The sequence below is a fragment of the Plantactinospora solaniradicis genome (genome assembly GCF_042658085.1).
Taxonomy (GTDB): Bacteria; Actinomycetota; Actinomycetes; order Mycobacteriales; family Micromonosporaceae; genus Plantactinospora; species Plantactinospora solaniradicis.
The window spans coordinates 1-1811 of sequence record NZ_JBHSPR010000160.1 but is presented as its reverse complement, the minus strand read 5'-3'; the positions used below and the strand labels follow the sequence as shown (position 1 = coordinate 1811).

Below are 1811 nucleotides of genomic sequence, written 5' to 3'. Positions count from 1 at the left end.
GCGGATGCGGACCGGCGGTTGTCGGGGTTGCCGTTGTTGACGCCGCCCGAGGCGCAGCGGTTGGGGGTTTGGTCTGGTGATGGTGTGGCCGAGGTGTATCTGGGTGGGGTGCATGACCGGATCGCGGAGCAGGCACTACGGGATCCGGCGAGGGCGGCGGTGGTCGCGGATGGCGACTCGGTGGCGTACGAGGAGTTGCAGCAGCGGGCGAACCGACTGGCGCAGTATCTGCGTGGTGTGGGGGTGCGACCGGATTCGGTAGTGGGATTGTGTCTGCCACGCGGTGTTGACCTGGTGGTGGCGATGGTCGCGGTATGGAAGGCGGGTGCCGCGTATCTGCCGTTGGATCCCGGATATCCGGCGGAGCGGTTGGCGTTCATGATGGCCGACACCGGAATGTCGGCGCTGGTCGGGCACCGCGCGGTTGCCGGGGGTTCGGTACCGGATACGCCGATGGGGTGGTCACCGGAGAGTGTGCCCGGTGACGCGGTGGCGGTGTGGTTGGACGACCCCGCGACCGTGGCGAGGATCGCCGATTGCCCGGATGCGCCGCCGGCGGTGGCGGTGGAGCCGGCCGGGTTGGCGTGCGTGATCTACACGTCGGGGTCGACCGGCCAGCCGAAGGCGAGTCTGGTGCCGCACGAGTCGTTGCTGGCGGTGTACGCGGGCTGGTCCCGGGCGCATTTCCCGACCGATGCGGGGTACCGGTGGTTGTCGTTGGCGAGTGCGAGCTTCGACGTGTTCACCGGTGACGTGGTGCGGGCGTTGTGTTCGGGTGGCACGTTGGTGCTGGGTGAGCCGGGGGCGCAGCTGGACCCGGGCGGGTTCGCGCGGCTGCTGGCCGGTGCGGGGATCGAGGCGTTGGAGTGCGCCCCGCAGTACGTCGACGGCCTGGTGGAGTTCGTGGCGGGTAGCGAGGTGCCGTTGCCGCAGTTGCGGCTGCTGGTGGTCACCACCGAGGTGTGGCGGGTTCCGGCAGCGGTGCGGGCCCGGCAGGTCCTGGGATCCGGGGTACGGTTGCTGACCGCGTACGGCGTGACCGAGGCGACGATCGACTCCACCTACAGTGATCTCGCCGGGTTGGTGGATGGCGACGGTCCGGTGCCGATCGGTGGGCCGTTGCCTGGTAGCCGGTTGCGTCTGCTGGACGGGTATCTGAACCCTGTCCCGGTCGGCGTGGTGGGTGAGGTGTTCCTCGGCGGGCCGACAGTGACGCGTGGCTACGGAGGCAACCCGGATCTGACCGCGCAGCGTTTCGTCGCGGACCCGTTCGCCGGTGACGGATCCCGGTTGTATCGCACCGGGGACCTGGCCCGGTGGCGTCCGGACGGTCAGGTGGAGTTCCTGGGCCGGGCCGACACGCAGGTGAAGGTACGCGGGTTCCGGGTCGAGCCGGGCGAGGTGGAACACGTCCTGACCACGCACCCGGACGTGTCGGCCGCGGTCGTCATCGCCGACCAGCAGCAACGACTCCTCGCCTACCTCGTCCCCACCGACCCGGCAACCGGCACACCCGCAGCCGACGAACTCCGCCGACTGCTCCGGGAACGACTGCCGGAGTTCATGATCCCAGCACTGTTCATCGAACTCACCACCCTGCCACTGACCCCCAACGGCAAGATCGACCGCGCCGCCCTACCGGCCCCCGACGCCACCCGACCGGACACGGGCGAAATCTACGTCGCGCCGTCGGGCATGGCGCAGGAACTCCTCGCCGGGATCTGGGCCGAGCTGTTGGGTCTGGAGCAGGTCGGGGCCCACGACAACTTCTTCGAACTCGGCGGGCATTCGCTGCTGGCTACCCAGGTGGT

1 protein-coding gene is annotated in these 1811 nt (G+C 69.5%); it reads left to right on the top strand.

What is annotated here, in order from left to right; translation table 11 throughout:
* Positions 1–84 precede the first annotated feature (84 nt).
* A partial coding sequence (locus ACFP2T_RS48040; RefSeq protein WP_377434822.1) for a non-ribosomal peptide synthetase occupies positions 85–1811 on the top strand: 1727 nt, incomplete at its 3' end.